General features: G+C 71.6%; 12 protein-coding genes. 6 read left to right on the forward strand and 6 right to left on the reverse strand.

Features of this window, described 5'->3' with window-relative positions:
* Positions 1-96: 96 nt before the first annotated feature.
* Positions 97-1,722, forward strand: a complete 1,626-nt coding sequence (locus ABZ642_RS29840; RefSeq protein WP_360489529.1) for a hypothetical protein — start codon at positions 97-99, stop codon at positions 1,720-1,722.
* Here the strand turns inward: ABZ642_RS29840 and ABZ642_RS29845 are convergent.
* Positions 1,709-2,125, reverse strand: coding sequence for an organic hydroperoxide resistance protein (locus tag ABZ642_RS29845; protein ID WP_360489530.1), 417 nt, complete (start codon positions 2,123-2,125; stop codon positions 1,709-1,711). The two genes, ABZ642_RS29840 and ABZ642_RS29845, sit on opposite strands and share 14 nt — an antisense overlap.
* A gap of 126 nt (positions 2,126-2,251) precedes the next feature.
* Between ABZ642_RS29845 and ABZ642_RS29850 the strand changes: the two genes are divergently transcribed.
* A complete protein-coding gene (locus tag ABZ642_RS29850; RefSeq protein ID WP_360489531.1) occupies positions 2,252-2,734 on the forward strand; it encodes a MarR family transcriptional regulator in 483 nt (160 codons plus the stop codon).
* A 178-nt stretch (positions 2,735-2,912) separates the two neighbouring features.
* On the opposite strand, the gene ABZ642_RS29855 is transcribed toward ABZ642_RS29850, so the two are convergent.
* A complete protein-coding gene (locus tag ABZ642_RS29855) occupies positions 2,913-4,487 on the reverse strand; it encodes a glycosyltransferase family 39 protein (protein WP_360489563.1) in 1,575 nt (524 codons plus the stop codon).
* A 418-nt stretch (positions 4,488-4,905) separates the two neighbouring features.
* Here ABZ642_RS29855 and ABZ642_RS29860 point away from each other — a divergent pair, with 418 nt between their 5' ends.
* Both ABZ642_RS29860 and galE read left to right on the forward strand, forming a co-directional pair.
* Entirely contained in the window at positions 4,906-6,123 is a 1,218-nt protein-coding gene (locus ABZ642_RS29860) for a glycosyltransferase 87 family protein (RefSeq protein ID WP_360489564.1), read from the forward strand.
* Between the two features lie 39 nt (positions 6,124-6,162).
* Positions 6,163-7,143: a UDP-glucose 4-epimerase GalE gene (gene galE, locus ABZ642_RS29865; protein WP_360489532.1), complete on the forward strand. Its 981-nt coding sequence runs from the start codon at positions 6,163-6,165 to the stop codon at positions 7,141-7,143.
* Between the two features lie 67 nt (positions 7,144-7,210).
* Here the strand turns inward: galE and ABZ642_RS29870 are convergent, their stop codons facing one another.
* The 3 genes from ABZ642_RS29870 to ABZ642_RS29880 form a co-directional block, all read right to left on the reverse strand.
* On the reverse strand, positions 7,211-8,134 hold the full coding sequence (locus tag ABZ642_RS29870) for an RNA polymerase sigma-70 factor (RefSeq protein WP_360489533.1): 924 nt from the start codon (positions 8,132-8,134) through the stop codon (positions 7,211-7,213).
* Between the two features lie 62 nt (positions 8,135-8,196).
* Positions 8,197-8,574, reverse strand: coding sequence for a DoxX family protein (locus tag ABZ642_RS29875; protein ID WP_360489534.1), 378 nt, complete (start codon positions 8,572-8,574; stop codon positions 8,197-8,199).
* 79 nt (positions 8,575-8,653) lie between these two features.
* Positions 8,654-9,280: a TetR/AcrR family transcriptional regulator gene (locus ABZ642_RS29880; protein WP_351701481.1), complete on the reverse strand. Its 627-nt coding sequence runs from the start codon at positions 9,278-9,280 to the stop codon at positions 8,654-8,656.
* A 359-nt stretch (positions 9,281-9,639) separates the two neighbouring features.
* Between ABZ642_RS29880 and ABZ642_RS29885 the strand changes: the two genes are divergently transcribed.
* Together ABZ642_RS29885 and ABZ642_RS29890 are read left to right on the forward strand one after the other, a co-directional pair.
* Positions 9,640-10,557: an ABC transporter permease gene (locus ABZ642_RS29885; RefSeq protein ID WP_360489535.1), complete on the forward strand. Its 918-nt coding sequence runs from the start codon at positions 9,640-9,642 to the stop codon at positions 10,555-10,557.
* A complete protein-coding gene (locus tag ABZ642_RS29890) occupies positions 10,550-11,455 on the forward strand; it encodes an ABC transporter ATP-binding protein (protein WP_360489536.1) in 906 nt (301 codons plus the stop codon). The genes ABZ642_RS29885 and ABZ642_RS29890 overlap by 8 nt, the downstream gene beginning before the upstream one ends.
* Before the next feature lie 167 nt (positions 11,456-11,622).
* Here ABZ642_RS29890 and ABZ642_RS29895 read toward each other — a convergent pair whose 3' ends face one another.
* On the reverse strand, positions 11,623-16,560 hold the full coding sequence (locus tag ABZ642_RS29895) for an NAD-glutamate dehydrogenase (protein ID WP_360489537.1): 4,938 nt from the start codon (positions 16,558-16,560) through the stop codon (positions 11,623-11,625).
* Between the last annotated feature and the right edge of the window lie 24 nt (positions 16,561-16,584).

The following is a 16,584-nucleotide window of genomic DNA, read 5'->3' on the forward strand; positions in this document are numbered from 1 at the left end:
GCTCACTCGATGAGGTGACGGGCGGCAGAGCGGCCGGGATGCCGGCGGGGCGGGCGGGAACACTCGGCAAATGGTCCGCCCTGTCCGTTCTCTCCGGTGAGCACCGGCGCCCTGGTCCGGCGCGCCGCACGCGGTTCCACCGCCCTGCGCGGCGGCCGCGTCCGGCGACTCACCCCGTACCAGGTCTTCGGCCTGCTGTTCTGGCTGGTGATGACCCTGGCGTACTGGCGGGTACCGCCCTGCTGCGAGGCCGGACAGCACGCGGCGGCGGTGGAGCGGCTGCTGCGGGCGGGCCCGGCGGACACCGCCGCCTCCCCGTACGTGCTCGCGCAGGACGCGCTGGCGCGGCTGACCGGGCTCAGCGGGTGGCAGCTGCTGCGGGTGTGCGGCCCGCTGAACCTGCTGGTGCTGTTGACCGGGCTCGGCCGGCTGGTCCGCGTGCTCACCCCGCGCCCCTGGGCGCCGGTGCTGGCGCTGGCCTTCGTGTCCGTGCTGTGGGGCACCCGGCCGGGGTGGGGCGGCGGCTCGCTGGCCCTGCTGCCCCTGACCGGCAGCCTCGGCTACCCCTCCGCGTTCGCCCTCGGCCTCACCCTCTGGGCCTGGGCCCTGACCGGCGCCCGGGCCCGGGATCTGCGCCGGGTGCGCTATGTCGGCCCGAGCGGCCTGCGCAGCCTCTCCGGATACGCCGCGCTCGGGGTGCTGTACGGGGTGATGGCGCTGGTCGACCCGTTGCTCGGCGTGGCGGCGGCAGCCGGGGCGGTGGCGTTCGTGGCGGGGTGGCAGCGGGGCCGGCAGGGCGCGGTGTGGGGGCGGTGGGGGCTGATGGGCGCGGTGGCGACCGGGCTGATCGCCTGCGGCACCCACGCGCGCGTGCTGCCCCAGGCGCACGGGCTGGACGGACTGGACGGGCTGGCCGGACTGGACGGGGTGGCCGGGGTGTACGGGGCCTACGGCGGGGTGGTCGGGCAGTGCTGGCTGGCGCTGCTCGGCGTGCCTGCGCTGTGGCTGCGGGCGCGGGCCGCGGCATCGGCCCCGGGACCGGCTGCGGGAGGGGTCGCGGAAACGGCCGCGGGAGGGACCGCGAGAGGGGTCGCGGGATCGGCCGCGAGAGGGGACGTGGGGCGGTCCGCGGCTTGGCGTGATCCGCTCGTACTGCTGTTCCCCATGGGGGCCCTGTTGGCCGGATACGGCGTCCGCCACGGCTTCGGCGAGCTGCTCGGCCCCGCCCTCCTGGCGCCGCAGTGCGCGCTCGCGGTGGAGCTGGCGGCGGAGCGGCCCTGGCCGGTCCGGCGGCGGGCGCTGGGCTGGGCCGTGGCCGGCGGGGTCTGCCTGGGCTTCCTGACCGCGCAGGCCGGAGCGGTCGTACCGCGGTCACTGGACCCGGTCGGCTTCGTCCAGCCGCCGCGCTGGCCGTCGTACGACTGGGCGGCCCGGCACATCGGCCCCGGGGAACCGGTGGTCACGGACGCCTACTACGCCGTACGCCTGCTCCCCGGATACGGCATCGAGCTGGCCGACGCACACGACCACCGCCCCCGGGCGCGCTGGCTGCTGCTGACGCGGCGCGAGCGGCTGCCCGGGGATGCGGTGGTCGTGGACTGGAGCCGGCGGACCGGGGAGGTGCTCGCACGGCTCACCCGGACGAAGGACGTACCGGTGGCCGCTCGGCCGGCTGCCCGACTGACTACTCGGGTGACTGCTCGGGTGACTACTCGACGATGAGCTCGACCGGGATGTTGCCCCGGGTGGCCTTGGAGTAGGGGCAGTACTCGTGGGCCTGGTGGACGAGCTTCTCGCCGGTCTCGTTGGCGAGCTCCTCGGGGAGCTCGACGCGCAGGGTGACCTTGAGCGCGAAGCCGCCGTCGGACTCGTCCTTGCCGATGCCGACCTCGGCGGTGACGGAGATCTCGCCGGTGTCCACCTTGGCCTGGCGGCCGATGGCGCCGAGCGCGCTGGCGAAACAGGCGGCGTAACCGGCGGCGAAGAGCTGCTCGGGGTTGGTGCCCTGTCCGTTGCCGCCGAGAGCCGGCGGGAACGCCAGCGCGAGGTCCAGCTGCCCGTCCGAGCTGACCGCCCGTCCCTCCCGGCCGGTGGCGGTGGCGGCTGCGGTGTAGAGCGCGTCCATGGAAGACCATCCCTCTCGAAGTTTCGGTGTTCCGGCGGCTCCGTTCCTGCCGCCCTCACGACGACAAGTAGAGCACACAATTCAATTGCACACAACTAAATGACTCACAAGAGGTACGATGGAGCCATGACCGCGACGACCCCGACCCCGGCCCCCGAGGCAGAGTGGCTCCGGCTGGACCGCCAGATCTGCTTCTCCCTGCACGCCGCGTCCCGCGCCTTCAACAGCGTCTACCGCGTGATCCTCAAGGACCTCGGGCTCACCTACCCGCAGTACCTGGTGATGCTGGTGCTGTGGGAACAGGGCGACCTGCCGGTCAAGAAGCTCGGCGAACACCTGCGCCTGGACTCCGGCACGCTGTCACCCCTGCTCAAGCGCCTGGAGGCGGCGGGTCTGGTCCACCGGGAGCGCAGCGCCCGCGACGAACGCTCGGTGGAGGTACGACTGACGGAGCAGGGTGCGGAGCTGCGGGAGCGGGCGTTCGAGGTGCCGCGCAGGATCATGTCCGCGACCGGCTTCGACGTGGACGAGATTCGGGATCTGAAGGCCCGCCTGGACCAGCTGACGGGGGCGTTGGACACGGCGGCTTCGGAGGAGGGGGCGCGCTGAGCGCCTCGTCGGACGAAAGGGAGCGCGTTGAGCGCCTCGTCGGACGAAAGGGAGCGCCGAGTCCCCGGCCAGAGGAAGGGGCGCGCTGAGCGCCCCTCGTCGGCGGTGCGGGGCGGTATCGATGGCGCGGCCACCGCCGCGCGGGCGCGACCGGCCCCCAGCGACCCGCAGCCGGCACTCAGCCCAACCCGCTCCGAATCGGCCGCACATACAGCCGCAGCGCGATCCGGTCGATCACCATCTCCTCCCGCAGCACGAACTGCTGGTTCAGCACGGCGAGTTTGGCGCGCTCCGTGGCGAGCCGCGGCCGGTACCCGCTCACCAGCGCGTACTTCTCCATCACCGCCCACACCTCGTCCACTCCGGCCAGACGCCGCCGCAGCGTCGCCGCCCCGACCTCGCGCCCGTACAACGTCCCGGACGCCGCAGCCGGTTCGGCCAGCGCGACGTCCCGCGTGCCCTTGAAGTCGTCGGGGTAGGCCAGCTCCGTCCCCCGCGCGTGGGCCGGCAGGTACAGCACGGGATCGCCTGGCCGCAGCACCCGCGCCGCCGCCTCCGCGACCGCGCCGAGGTCGTCGGGCCGGTTCGTCGGCACCCGGTCGTGCCGCAGCAGCGGCACCTGGTGGGTGAAGGCGAGCATCAGCGCCAGGACCCCCGCCAGGGTGAGCGCGGGCGACCTGAGCGTGGTCGCCGTGCCGTGCGACCAGAGCCGAGCGAGCGCCCCGGCGACCCGGTCCGCGCCGAGCGCCACCAGCAGGGGCGCCCCGGCGAGCGCGTACAGCACATACCGGTCGACGTACAGCGGGGTGAGCTGCGACGCCAGCATCAACGCCACCGGTGGCAGCACCGCGAGCGGCAGCGTCACCGCCGCGAGGGTCACCTCGCCGCGCCGGCCCACCAGCCGGGTCAGCCCCAGCAGACCGAGCGCGAGGCACGCCCAGTACACCCCGTCGGTCGGTCCGAGGTACTGGCGCAGCAGCACCTGCGCGGTCTCCAGGTCCGGCTCCCACAACCACGCCAGCTGAGCCGACTGCGCGTGCGAGACGACGGCCATCGGAGCCAGGGACAGCGCCACACCCGCGGCCGCGCAGCCCCACCCCCGCCACACCCTTCCCGACGATCGGGCCAGCGCCAGAGTTCCCGCGTGCGCGAGCAGCAGCAGGACCGCGAACTCGTGCAGCCAGCAGGTGACTCCGAGGACGGCGCCGTACCACCACCAGACCCGCCACCGCCCTCCGGCCGCCGCTTCGGCCTCTTCCCCGGCCTCCGCTGCCGCTGCCGCTTCGGACTCTCCCCCGGCCTCCGCCTCCGCCTCCGCCTCGGTCTCTCCCCCGGCCTCCCTTTCGGTCGCCGCCCGTACGAACAGCAGGGTCGCGCCGGTCGCGCCCGCGGCGACCAGGGCGTAGGAGCGGCCCTCCTGCGCGTAGTGGCCGACCAGGGGGGTGACCGCGTACATCAGTCCGGCCCACAGGCCGACGCGCGGCCGGGCCAGGCGGGTGCCGAGGGCGGCCACCAAGCTCGCGGTGACGGCCGCCGCGCACACCGAGGGCAGCCGGAGGTCCACCTCGCCCGGCCGGCCGGGGGCGACGGCGAGGACGACGTGCATCAGCAGGTAGTACAGGCCGTGTACCGCGTCCACACCGTGCAGCAGCCGCCAGATCTGCGGCACCGTGCGCCTGGCGACCTGGTAGGTGACGGCCTCGTCGCGCCACATCCCGCCGCGGTGCAGCCCCCAGAGGCCGACCGCGAGCATCACGGCGGCCGGGACGGCCACGACGACGGCACGGCGCGCGCGGCCCGGCGGACCGTCGGGGGGTCCCCCCAACGGCTTCGGCCGACTCGACGGAGTCGGCCGGCCGGTTGCTGTCGTTCGCGTTGTCCGCGGATGCGCTTTTACGAGAGGCCCGATACTCACCACGGCCCGATCTTTTGCGATTAGCCAACCTTTGCCGGGTAATGACGGCGTATCGGCATGGATACACCATCCGCGCGGCTTACGCTCGCGGTTGATGAATCGCCGCTCTTACTTCCCGCTCCCACCCGCCCCGTTCGCCCCGCCTGTTCGACTCCCGCGCCTGCGGCGCCCCGCGCGCACCGCACGCCCCCCGCGCGCGCCGCGCCTCGCGCGCCCCCTCTGGCTCGCCGGTGTCTGGCTCGGCACGCGCGCGCTGATGCTGTGGCTCCTCGCCCACAACAACGAGCGAGTCCTGGGACACGGAGCGGTCGCGCGCGAAGTGTGGCGGCTCTACTTCCACTGGTACGGCGTCCTGTCGCAGGGCGCGTTCCCGGCGCACGACACGTTGTGGCAGTACCCGCCGGGCGCCGGCGCGGTGTTGCTCGCGCCGGGCCTTGTGCCCGGGCTGAGCTACTTCCAGGCGTTCGTGGCGCTCACCCTGGCGACCGACGCGCTGATCACGGTGGCGCTCGTGCGCGCGGGCACGCGCCCCGGGCGCACGCTGCTGGGCGCGGCCCTGTGGACCGGCGCCCTCCCCCTCCTGCTGCACCTCCCGCTCGCCCGCTACGACGTGGCGGTCACCGCCTTCGCCGTGCTCTCCCTGCTGGCGCTGGAGCGCGCCAAGCGCGCGAGCGGGGCGCTCGCGGCGCTGGGCGCGCTGGTGAAGGTGTGGCCCGCGCTGGTGCTGCTGGGCGTCGAGCGCGGGCGCGCGACGCGCACGACGTGGACCTGGGCAGCCGCGACCGGGGCCGCGACCCTCACCGCGTTCCTGCTCTCCTTCCGCAACCCGCTCGCCTTCCTCCGGCAGCAGGGCGGCCGGGGCGTACAGGTCGAGTCCCTCGGCGGCACCGCGCTCAGCCTCGCCCGGCACGCCGGCTGGCGGGGCACGACCCGCTACCAGTACGGCGCGATGGAATTGGTGGGCCCGCATGTGCACGCGGTCGCGACCGCCTCCCTCGCGCTCACCGCCGTCGCTTTCGCGTTCCTGCTGCTGTGGCGGGTGCGGGCCCGGCGCTGGACCGAGGCCACCCCGTACGACGCGGCGCTGAGCGCGGTGCTCCTCTTCACCGTCACCAGCCGGGTGATCAGCCCCCAGTACCTGATCTGGCTGCTCGGCCTGACCGCCGTCTGCCTGACCAGCCGGCACACCACCCAGCGTCCGGTCGCCGTGCTGGTCGTGACGGCGACCGCGCTCAGTGCCGTCGCCTATCCCACGTTCTACGCCGAGGTCGTGCACGGCACCTGGACCGGCTGTCTGCTGATGCTCGCCCGCAACGGCCTGCTGGCCACCGCCGCCGTCCTCTCCCTCACCCGCCTGTGGCGCGCCACGCGCCGCCCGCAGGCCGTCACGCGCCCCTCCGTGAGCGCGGGACACCACCTCGGCCGTCCGCTGACGTCGGCGGCACCTGCTTCACTGAAGGGTGACCGCGGCTGACGAACACCACGGGCCAACTGACGGAGGGGACGGGCATACATGACCTGGCTCATCACCGGCGGCGCCGGTTACATCGGGGCGCATGTCGTACGCGCGATGACCGAGGCGGGCGAGCGGACGGTGGTGTACGACGACCTGTCCACCGGCGTCGCAGAGCGCGTGCCGGAGGATGTCCCGCTGGTGGTGGGCTCCACGCTGGACGGCGAGAAGGTGGCGCGCGCCCTGGCCGAGCACGAGGTGACCGGGGTCGTCCACCTGGCGGCGAAGAAACAGGTGGGCGAGTCGGTGGAGCGCCCCCTGCACTACTACCGCGAGAACATCGAAGGTCTGCGTGTCCTGCTCCAGGCGGTCACGGAGGCGGGGGTCCCGTCCTTCGTCTTCTCCTCCTCCGCGGCGGTCTACGGCATGCCGGACGTCGAGCTGGTGACGGAGGAGACGCCGTGCGTGCCGATGTCGCCGTACGGCGAGACGAAGCTCGCGGGTGAGTGGCTGGTCCGCGCGACGGGCCGGGCCACAGGTCTCTCCACAGCCTCGCTGCGCTACTTCAACGTGGCCGGCGCGGCCCGCCCCGAACTCGCCGACGTGGGCGTCTTCAACCTCGTCCCGATGGTCTTCGAGAAGCTCACGGAGGACGTGCCGCCGCGCGTCTTCGGCGACGACTACCCGACGCCCGACGGCACCTGCGTCCGCGACTACATCCACGTGGTGGACCTGGCCGAGGCCCATGTGGCGGCGGCCCGCGCCCTCCAGGCCGAGGCGGGCCGCGAACTGACCCTCAACATCGGACGCGGCGAGGGCGTCTCGGTCCGCGAGATGATCGACCGCATCAACGCGGTCACCGGCTACGACCGCCCCCCGACCGTCACCCCGCGCCGCCCCGGCGACCCGGCCCGCGTGGTCGCCTCCGCCGACCGCATCGCCACAGAACTGGGCTGGAAGGCCAAACACGACGTCCAGGACATGATCACCTCGGCCTGGCAAGGCTGGCTCCGCCACCATCCGGAAGCAGCTCGGACCTGAGCCACGCCCCCACCGCCCCGCCGCTTCCCCAGCCGCCGCCCCCGGCGGCTGGGTACGTGAGGCGGCGTCAGTCCCCGGGGCGCCGGGCTCGTTTGACCTCCTCCGCGATCGCCCAGGCGTCGGCGACCGGGCCCACGTGGGCGAGTTTGTCGGGGTTGAGGACCAGGCGGATCGTCTGGATCCGGCCGTCGAGGATGTCCAGGGAGAAGGTCTGGAGGACCTTGCCGTCGCGGTCGTGGAAGATCGCGCCCGGCTGGCCGTTGACCTCGTGCTGCTCGCAGTTCACCTCGACCCTGTCCAGCAGCGGGAAGACGGCCGCGAGCAGGCGGGCCACGTTCTGGGCGCCGACGATCGTCCGGGCCAGCTGCGGGGCCTTGCCGCCGCCGTCGCCGACCAGGGACACGTCGGCGGCGAGCAGGTCCTGGAGGCCGGCCAGGTCACCTTCGTGGAGGGCCTCGAAGAAGCGTGCCGCCAGTTCGTCGCGTTCCCTCCGGTCCGCCTCGAAACGGGGGCGGCCCTCGGCCATGTGGCGCCGGGCCCGTACGGCGAGCTGACGGCACGCGGCCTCGGAGCGGCCCACCGCCGAGGCGACCTCGGGGAAGCCGAAGTCGAACACCTCGCGCAGCACGAAGACGGCCCGCTCCAGCGGGCTGAGCCGCTCCAGGAGCAGCAGGGCCGCCATCGACACCGAGTCGGCCAGCTCCGCCGACCGCGCCGGATCCTCGTAGGGGTCGGCGAGCAGCGGCTCCGGGAACCACGGGCCGACGTACTCCTCGCGCCGGACGCGGGCCGAGCGCAGTACGTCGATCGAGATCCGGGTGACCGCGGCCGACAGGAACGCCTTCGGCGACCTGACCTCCGTCGGCGAGCGCTCGAACCGCAGCCAGCTCTCCTGGACCGCGTCCTCCGCCTCGCTGACGCTGCCCAGGATGCGGTACGCGATCGAGAACAGCAGCGGCCGCAGCTCCTGGAACTCCTCGGTCCTGTTCATGTCCACTCCCCCATTTCCCCCTTCTCCCCCGACTCCCCCTTCGACATCCATGAACCGGCCGCTCAGAAGGACGCGGGGCCGAACCGGCCCAACGCGACGACCAGTGCGAGCACGAGGTAGACCAGGTTCAGTGCCACGAACGCCCGCTCGCCGCGCCGGCCGTGGGTGATCATCGCTCCGACCATCAGCAGGATCCAGGCGGCGGCCGTCACGGGCACCAGGACCGGTGCGACATCCACGGCCGCGGGCAGCACCAGGCCCGCCGCGGCCAGGAGCTCCAGCACACCGAGCGTCTTGACGAAGCCGGTGCCCGCGTCTCCGGTCCAGCCCCCGCCGTGGGCGGCAGCCAGCTTCTCCCGGGGTACGAACGTCTTGCTGATCCCACCGGTCAGGGCCACCGCGGCGAGCAGTCCGGCGGCGATCCACAGGGCGAGGTTCATCGTCCACTCCTTGATCGAGGATGCCTGCGCCCCTACGACGAGACGGCGGCCCCGCCTGTGACATCCCCGGCGGAGTGGTTCACAGCGCCTTGAGCGCCTCCGTGGTGCCACGGGCCAGCGCCGCCAGATACCCCTTCGGCAGTTTCGGGGTGCGGATCACCACCGACCGCCAGTACAGCGGGCCGGAGATCAGGTCCATGGCCAGGTCGTCGTCAAGGTTCGCGGCGAGTTCACCGCGCCGCTGGGCCGCCTCGATGATCTTGCTGGCGACGCCGTCCTGGCCCTCGCGCAGCGTCTTCTGCATGGCCTCGGCGATCTCCGGGTTGCGGGCCGCCTCGGCCTGGAGGTCCGGGATGATCTGCGAGGCGACCGGGTGGCGCAGCGCACGGGAGGTGACCTCGTACAGGAGCCGCAGGTCGCCCTCCAGGGAGCCGGTGTCGGGCACCGGCAGGCCCAGCACCGCGAGGGCCGAGACGACGTCGAGGACGAGGTGCAGCTTGGAGCGCCAACGGCGGTAGACCGCGGTCTTGCCGACGCCCGCGCGGCGCGCGATGCCCTCGATGGACATACGGGCATACCCGACCGCCGCGAGTTCCTCGAAGACGGCGGCCCGGATGGCCTCGGTCACGTCCTCGCGGAGGACGGCCGCCCCGGCGGGGGCTCGTCGGCGCGGACGCGTCTGGGACTCCTCGGCGTTCGTCGTCATGTCACCCAGCATAGGGGCGTAACGACGAAACGGTTGCGTCCCGACGAGGCCCACCACCCGATCGTCGCAACACGGCCGCACTGAACGACTCCCAGCTCATCGCCGTACCGAACACGAGCCCGACTCGTCCCCCCGCAACGAATCGGTCGCGCCCCGACCTCGGAAGTGTTACGGCACACACCTGTCCGTGACGACGAAACGGTTGCGTTCCGACGCCAACTCCGCCTACGCTCCCGTTGCGACGATACGGTCCCGTCCCGACGTAAGAAAACGTGAAGAGAAGCGTAAGGAAACGCCGGATGACGGGCCGGTGCCCAGCCGGACGCCGCACCCCCACCCCCCGAGTGAAAGCAGCGGATGTGACCCAGGTTCTCCACACACCGCCCCCGACCCCGGTCACGGCCGAGGACGACCTCGCGGCGCTCGCCGCCCGGCACGGACTCTCGGTCAGCGGCGCCCGTCCCTCTCTGCCGCAGTACGTCCGCCAGCTGTGGGCGCGACGGCACTTCATCACCGCGTTCGCCACCGCCAAGCTCACCGCCCAGTACGCCCAGGCGAAGCTCGGCCAGGTGTGGCAGGTCATGACCCCGCTGCTGAACGCCACGGTGTACTACTTCATCTTCGGCATCCTGCTGGGCACCAAGAGAAACGTGCCGGACTACATCCCGTTCCTGGTCACCGGCGTGTTCATCTGGACGTTCACGTCGAGCTCGATCATGACCGGCACCCGCGCGATCTCCGGCAACCTCGGTCTCGTCCGCGCCCTGCACTTCCCGCGGGCGGCGCTCCCGATCTCCTTCTGCCTCCAGCAGCTCCAGCAGCTGCTGTTCTCGATGGCCGCCCTGATCGTGATCCTGCTCTGCTTCGGCGTTCCGGTCGCCGCGTCCTGGGTACTGGCCATCCCCGCGCTGATCCTGCAGTTCACCTTCAACACCGGCATGTCGCTGATCATGGCCCGCTGGGGCGCCAAGACCCCTGACATCGCCCAGCTGATGCCGTTCGTGCTGCGCACCTGGATGTACATCTCCGGTGTCATGTGGAGCATCGACAAGCTGACCGGCCAGCACAAGGGTCTGCCGAGCTGGGTGGCCCCGGTACTCAAGGCCAACCCGTCCGCCGTCTACATCGACCTGATGCGCTTCTCCCTGATCGACAGCTTCCACGCCAGCCAGTTGCCGCCGCACGTGTGGTTCATCGCGACCGGCTGGGCCCTGGTCTTCGGCGTCGGCGGCTTCATCTACTTCTGGAAGGCTGAGGAGACGTACGGCCGTGGCTGAGAACGTGAGCGACACCCCCAGCGTGAGCGACACCCGCAGCGTGAGCGACACCCGCATCCCCACCGTCGTCGCCGACCGCGTCGACATCGTCTACCGGGTCAACGGCACCGGCGCCGGCCGTGGCTCCGCCACCGCCGCCCTCAACCGCATGCTGCGCGGCAAGAAGGCCGAGAAGGCGGCCGGGGTCCGCAAGGTGCACGCCGTCAAGAGCGTCTCCTTCGTCGCCTACAAGGGCGAGGCGATCGGCCTCATCGGCACCAACGGCTCCGGCAAGTCCACCCTCCTCAAGGCCGTCGCCGGCCTGCTCCCGGTGGAGAACGGCGCCATCTACACCGACGGGCAGCCCTCCCTCCTCGGCGTCAACGCGGCCCTCATGGGCGACCTGACCGGCGAGAAGAACGTCTACCTCGGCGGCCTCGCCATGGGCATGTCCCGCGAGGAGATCAAGGAGCGCTACCAGGAGATCGTCGACTTCTCGGGCATCAACGAGAAGGGCGACTTCATCACCCTCCCGATGCGCACCTACTCCTCCGGCATGGGCGCCCGGCTGCGGTTCTCCATCGCCGCCGCCAAGGACCACGACGTCCTGCTCATCGACGAGGCGCTGGCCACCGGTGACGCGGCCTTCCGGATGCGTTCCGAGGAGCGCATCCGGGCCCTGCGCGAGCACGCCGGCACGGTGTTCCTGGTCAGCCACAACAACAAGTCCATCCGCGACACCTGCGAGCGGGTGCTGTGGCTGGAACGCGGTGTGCTGCGCATGGACGGGCCGACCGAGGAAGTCCTCGCGGAGTACGAGGCCTTCACCGGCGACAAGGCGAAGCCGAAGGCCAAGCCGAAGCCGAAGGCCGCGCCGCCGAAGCAGGCCGACGCTCCGAAGGTCACTCAGCCCTCCTGACGCAGATCTACGCCACGAGCCGCGCCGTCCCACACGGCGCGGCTCGTGTCCGTCCGGAACACCCAGGCCGACACGAACCGTCACCGCCGGGAAAGAAAGCGCCCCGAGCCGTCACCGGCCCGGGGCGCCTTCATGTCGCACGACTGCGGCTGCGACTACACCTGCGACTACGAGTGCGTGCGCAGCAGCGTCCGCATCGTCCGCATGGCCACCGACAGGTTGGCCAGGTCGAAGGAGTCCGAGCTGCGGATCTCCTCCAGCGTGGCCCGGGCCCGGCCCAGGATGGCCGCGTTCTTCTGCTCCCAGGCCTGGTAGCGCTGCTCGGGCGTCGCCGTACCGTCGCCCGCGGCGAGCACGTCGGCGGTGAGCAGCGCGTGGGCCGCGTACAGGTCCTCGCGGATGGAGGCGCGGGCCATCGACTGCCAGCGGTCGTCACGCGGGAGCTCGATGATCCGGTCCATCAGCTGGGAGACCCCGAGACGGTCGGCGAGGTCGTAGTAGACCTCGGCGACGTCCAGCGGCTCCCTGCCCATGCGGTCGGCCACCGAGACGATGTCCAGCGCCGGGAAGGCCGAGGAGAAGCCCGCCACCCGGGTCGCCACCTCGTCCGGGACCCCGGCCGCGGACAGCTCGTCGTACACGTGCTGGTACCACTCCAGGTCCGCACCGCGCACCAGCTTGGGCAGCTGCTGCCAGACCTGTTCGACCCGCTCGGAGAAGAAGTCGACGTTCTCGATCAGCTCCAGCGGCTGCGGCCGGTTGTTCAGCAGCCAGCGGGTGCCGCGTTCCACCAGACGGCGGGAGTGCAGCCGGATGCGGGTCTGGACGGCCGCGTCGACCTTGTTGTCCAGCTCCTCGACCGCGTCCCAGACCGGGGCGGAGCGGAAGATCGCACGCGCCGCGGTCTGCGCCCGGACGATCTCCTCCAGGGACGCCCCGGTCTCCTCGCGCAGCCGGTGCAGATAGGTCGTACCACCGGTGTTGACCGTGTCGTTGACCAGGACGGTGGTGGTGATCTCACGGCGCAGCGGATGGGTGGCGAGCGCGGCGGCGAACCGGTCGCGCAGGGCCGTCGGGAAGTACGCGTGCAGCAGGCCGCTCAGATACGGGTCGTCCGGCAGCGAGGTCGCCAGCAGCTCGTCGGCGACCGTGATCTTCGTGTATGCCAGCAGGACGGCCGTCTCCGGGCTGGTCAGGCCCTGGCCGGAGCCGAGCCGCTCGCGGATCTGGCGGTCGGTGGGCAGGAACTCCAGCGCCCGGTCGAGGTGGCCCTCCCTGACCAGGTGGCGGATGAACCGCTGCTGGGCGTGGAGCATGTCCTTGGACTGGGCCAGCGCGTTGGCGATCGCCACGTTCTGCGCGTAGTTGTTGCGCAGCACCAGCGAGCCGACTTCGTCGGTCATCTCGGCGAGCAGCTTGTTGCGCTGCTTGACCGTCATGTCGCCGTCCGCGACCACACCGTTGAGCAGGATCTTGATGTTCACCTCGTGGTCGGAGGTGTCCACGCCGGCGCTGTTGTCGATGGCATCGGTGTTGATCTTGCCGCCCTGGCGGGCGAACTCGATCCGGCCGAGCTGGGTCAGGCCCAGGTTGCCGCCCTCGCCGACGACCTTGACGCGCAGGTCGGCGCCGTCGACGCGGATGGCGTCGTTGGCCTTGTCGCCGACGTCCGCGTTCGACTCGGTCGACGCCTTGACGTAGGTGCCGATGCCGCCGTTCCAGAGCAGGTCGACCTGCGCCTTGAGGATCGCCTTCATCAGCTCGGCCGGGGTCAGCTTGGCGACCTTCTCCTCGATGCCGAGCGCCTCGCGGATATGGCTGTTGACCTGGATCGCCTTGGCGCTGCGCGGGAAGATCCCGCCACCCGCCGAGAGCAGTTCGGTGTTGTAGTCGCCCCAGCTGGAGCGGGGCAGGTCGAACAGACGGCGGCGCTCGGCGTAGCCGGTGGCCGCGTCCGGGGTCGGGTCGATGAAGATGTGCCGGTGGTCGAAGGCGGCGACCAGGCGGATGTGCTCGCTGAGCAGCATGCCGTTGCCGAACACGTCACCGGACATGTCACCGATACCGACGACCGTGAAGTCCTCGGCCTGCGTGTTGACGCCCAGCTCCCGGAAGTGCCGCTTCACGGACTCCCAGGCGCCGCGCGCGGTGATGCCCATGCCCTTGTGGTCGTAGCCCGCGGAGCCGCCGGAGGCGAAGGCGTCGCCGAGCCAGAAGTTGTAGCTCCCGGCGACCTCGTTGGCGATGTCGGAGAACGTCGCCGTGCCCTTGTCGGCCGCGACCACCAGGTAGGTGTCGTCCTCGTCGTGCCGGACCACGTCCTGCGGGGGCACGACCTCGCCGGCCACCATGTTGTCGGTGATGTCGAGCAGCGCCGAGATGAACGTCTTGTAGCTGGCGATGCCCTCGGCGAGCCACGCGTCCCGGTCCTTCGCCGGGTCCGGCAGCTGCTTGGCGACGAACCCGCCCTTGGCGCCGACCGGCACGATGACGGTGTTCTTGACCATCTGCGCCTTGACCAGGCCGAGGATCTCGGTCCGGAAGTCCTCACGCCGGTCGGACCAGCGCAGACCGCCGCGCGCGACCTTGCCGAAGCGCAGGTGCACACCCTCGACGCGCGGCGAGTACACCCAGATCTCGAACGCCGGGCGCGGCGCGGGGAGGTCCGGGATGGCCTGCGGGTCGAACTTCATGGAGACGTACGAGTGCGGGGCGCCCTCCACCGTCTCCTGGAAGAAGTTGGTGCGCAGCGTCGCCTTGATGACGGTCAGGAAGGAGCGCAGGATGCGGTCCTCGTCGAGACTCGCCACCTGGTCGAGGGCGGCGTCCAGCTCCTCGTGGAGGGCGTCGGTGATCTCCAGGCCGGCCTTCTGCCGGTCCGGCGACATCCGCGCCTCGAAGAGCGAGACGAGCAGCCGTGTGGTGTGGACGTTGTGACGGAGAGTGGTCTCCATGTAGTCCTGGCTGAACGTGGAACCGGCCTGCCGCAGGTACTTGGCGTACGCCCGCAGCACCATCGCCTGCCGCCAGCTCAGCCCGGCGCTCAGCACCAGCGCGTTGAAGCCGTCGTTCTCCGCCAGGCCGGTCCAGGTCGCCGCGAAGGCGTCCTGGAACCGCTCACGCCCGTCGTCGCCCAGGTAGTCGCCGTTGCCGCCGCCCGCCGTCTTCGGCATCCGCATGCCGAAGTCGTAGATCCACGCGGTCGTCCGGTCCGAGCAGCGCAGTTCGTAGGGCCGCTCGTCGATCACCTCGACGCCCAGCCGGTTCAGGACCGGCAGCACCGCCGACAGGGAGATCGCCGCGCCCTTGCGGTAGATCTTGAAGCGGCGTTCGTCGGGGGCGGCGCCCACCGGCTCGTAGAGGCTGAGCGCGAAGTCGTTGCCCGCTTCCTCGGTGAGCCGCTCCAGGTGGACCAGGTCGGCGACCGCCGCACGCGGGGTGTGGTCGGCCTTGTAGCCCTCGGGGAAGGAGTTGGTGTAGCGGCGCTGGAGCTCGGCCGCGCGCTCCTCGCCGCACTCGGCGTTGAGCGCCTCGGCGAAGCTGTCGGACCACGAGCGGGCCGCCTCGACCAGGCGGGCCTCGATGCGGTCCTTGTCGGCGTCGGACAGCTCGGGCAGCTCGGTGCCCTGCGGGACCCGGACGACGAAGTGCAGCCGGGAGAGGATCGACTCGGTGTTCCAGGCCGTGAAGTCGACGCTGGTGCCGCCGAGCTCCTCCTTCAGGATGTCGATGATCCGCAGCCGGACACCGGTGGTGTAGCGGTCCCGGGGGAGGTAGACGAGGGCCGAGTAGTAGCGGCCGTACTCGTCCTGGCGCAGGTAGAGGCGGAGCCGCCGGCGTTCCTGGAGGTAGAGGACGCTCGTGACGATCGACTCCAGCTCGGGGACCGGGGTCTGGAACAGCTCGTCGCGCGGGAAGGTCTCCATGATCTGGAGCAGGTCGCGGCCGTCGTGGCTGTTGGGCGAGAAGCCGGCCCGCTCGAGCACCGCGTCGACCTTGCGGCGGATGACGGGCACCCGGCGCACCGACTCGGTGTACGCGGCGGACGAGAACAGCCCCAGGAAGCGGCGCTCACCGACGACGTTGCCGTCCGCGTCGAACTTCTTGACCCCGATGTAGTCCAGGTACGACGGCCGGTGCACGGTCGACCGGCTGTTCGCCTTGGTCAGGACCAGGAGCTTGTGCTCGCGGGCCTTGGCGCGCGCGTCGGCCGGGAGCCGCTCGAAGGAGGGGCTGACCGGATGGCCCTCCTCGCCGGCGTGGGGCGGGTCGGAGCGCAGGATGCCGAGGCCGGTGCCGGGCACGGCGCCCAGCGAGTCGTCCTCGCGCAGCTGGTACTCGCGGAAGCCGAGGAAGGTGAAGTGGTCGGCGGCCAGCCAGCGCAGCAGCTCGCGGGCCTCCTCGACCTCGGGGCGGGGCAGGTCGCCGGGGACCGGTTCGGCCGCGAGGTCCTCGGCGATACGGACCGCCGCCTCCCGCATCTTCTCCCAGTCCTCGACGGCCTCGCGGACGTCGGACAGCACCCGCAGCAGATCGACGGTGATCTGCTTGAGGTCGGCGCGGTCGGTCTCGCGGTCGATCTCTACGTGGATCCAGGACTCGATGTGCGCGTCGTGCGGCAGTTCCTCGCCGGCGGCCGGAGTGGGCAGCATCTCGATGAGCTTGCCGGTGAGGTCGCGGCGGACCACGAACTGCGGGTGGATCACGACATGGATGCCGCGCCCCTGCCGGGTCAGCTCGTTGGTGACCGAGTCGACGAGGAAGGGCATGTCGTCGGTGACGACCTCCACCACGGAGTGGCTGCAGGTCCACCCGTTCTCCTCGACGGTCGGGGTGTGGACCCGGACGTTCGCGGTGCCCTGCGGACGGGTCTCGGCGAGACGGAAGTGCGAGACGGCTGCGCCGAAGACGTCGACCGGGTCACGGTCGGCGAGGTCCTCTGGCGCGGTGTGCAGGTAGTAGCGCTGAAGGAACGTGAACACGGACTCCTGGTCCGCCGTCCCCGTCGTCCCAGTCGGTAGGTGCCCCCCTGCCGGGCTGTTCTCAGCTACCCGGGCAGCCCGTTCGAGCAGCTCGGCCTTGGCTTCGTCCAGCTTGGTCTGCATTGTCCTCTGGCTCCTGTCGCGCGC

Source organism: Streptomyces sp. NPDC007157 (assembly GCF_040634235.1).
Taxonomy (GTDB): Bacteria; Actinomycetota; Actinomycetes; order Streptomycetales; family Streptomycetaceae; genus Streptomyces.